Source organism: Methylobacterium sp. WL6 (assembly GCF_008040095.1).
In the GTDB taxonomy this organism is placed as follows: Bacteria; Pseudomonadota; Alphaproteobacteria; order Rhizobiales; family Beijerinckiaceae; genus Methylobacterium.
Map to the genome: position 1 here is coordinate 1 of NZ_VRVH01000512.1, position 1868 is coordinate 1868.

The following is a 1868-nucleotide window of genomic DNA, read 5'->3' on the forward strand; positions in this document are numbered from 1 at the left end:
CTGGGCGAGGTCCAGCTCGTGCCCGGCATGCCGGTCGAAGCCTTCCTCCAGATCGGCGAGCGCTCCGTGATGAGCTACCTAATGAAGCCGCTCGCCGACCAGGTCGCCAAAGCCTGGCGCGAGAAGTGAAAAAATTTGACTGCTACGGATGAATTCGTGCCAGCTGCAAGCAAATCTAAAAGCTAATATTGTTCCAGAACTTTCCATCAGGAAAATGGTCATTTGCCCGGCATGTGCACCGCATTCATCAGGTGCAAGTCAGGTGCATCAAAGTAGCGAAAGCAGCCAAATTGATCCACCTGAGGGCACTTCAAACATGACGCTTCACTTTAAATAGTGAAGATTGGCGGGTCTTAGCCGCCGACCATCGGCTTAAGGTAAGCGCGCCGACGAAATTGTTACGGAATTGATCTAACTTAGGGAACTTTCGTGACGTTTAATTACTCTGTGTCGCTAGAGCGTTTTCGGTTTGCGCTGATTCAATGGGGTGGAGTTCACGGAGCGGCGACGGGCTGATTCACTGATCGCTCCGGAGGAGGAGCGACAGATGGGACGACCCTACAGCCAGGATCTGCGCGAGCGGGTGCTGGAAGCCGCCGCAACAACCTCGCGCCGGCAGGCGGCGGCGCGGTTTGGTGTCGGCATCGCCACCTCGATCCGCTGGATGGCCGCGCTCACGACGACCGGGACGGTGGCCGCTCGTCCGCAAGGGCGGGCGCGCCGCTCGAAACTCGATCCGCACGAGGCATTCCTACGCGCGCTGATCGACGAGAAGGACGACATCACCCTGGAGGAGATGCGCGTCCGGCTCCGGGACGAGCACGACCTCACGGTCGGGCTCGGCACCCTGTGGAGCTCCCTCGACGCACGCGACCTGACCTACACAAAAAGACAGCGCACGCCGCCGAGCAAAGTCGTCCGGATGTGAAGGCTGCGCGCGAGGCTTGGTTCGAGGGCCAACTCGATCTCGATCCGGCCCGCCTGGTATTCCTCGACGAGACTTGGACCTCGACCAACATGACCCGCCTGCGCGGGCGTTCTCCCCGCGGCGAGCGACTGCGCTCGCCCGTGCCGCATGGCCATTGGAAGACGACGACCCTGGTGGCGGCCCTGCGCCTGTCCGGGATCGCCGCGCCGTTCGTGCTCGATGGCCCGATCAACCGCGACGCCTTCCAGGCCTACGTCGATCAGGTCCTGGTGCCCGAACTCACCCCCGGGGACATCGTGGTCATGGACAACCTCGGTAGCCACAAGGGGCCGGCCGTGCGGGCGGCGATCGAAGCAGCAGGCGCGCGACTACTGTTCCTCCCGCCCTACAGCCCGGACTTCAACCCCATCAGGGGATACCCCACTCGACCTGTCGATTGGGGCCCCCTCAGATGGCCTTCTCGAAGCTGAAAGCGCTGCTGCGCAAAGCTGCCGAGCGGACCGTCGAGGGCTTGTGGTCGGCCATCGGGCGCCTCGTCGACACCGTCACACCCGACGAGTGCGCCAACTTCTTCGCCGCCGCAGGATTTGAGCCAGATTAAACCGAAAACGCTCTAGCGCGTTCCGCGACATGTCGAAATGGCCAAAGTCGAGCTTTAAAAATTCGGACTGATCACGAACCTAAGACAATCGTCCTTCACGGGTCACAAAATATGCCCTCGATCTTGCCACCTTTCTTGTCGAGCCGTTCCTTGGTTCTGTCATAGACACCGCTAAGCTTATAGAGCGAGCCGAGGTCGACCTTGAGAGACCTCACTACGAGGCCAACCTGATCGTGCAGGCTGTCGCCTGGTACCTGCGCTACTCGCTGAGCTACCGCGACACCGCGACATGGGGCAGCTATTCCCGGAACGCACTCTGGAGGTGGACGATAGCACCCT

General features: G+C 61.1%; 2 pseudogenes. Both read left to right on the forward strand.

What is annotated here, in order from left to right:
• Window positions 1-547 precede the first annotated feature (547 nt).
• Window positions 548-1529, forward strand: a pseudogene (locus tag FV230_RS27875) (IS630 family transposase).
• 161 nt (window positions 1530-1690) lie between these two features.
• Window positions 1691-1868 (forward strand): annotated as a pseudogene (locus FV230_RS31095) (IS6 family transposase); the annotation flags it as partial.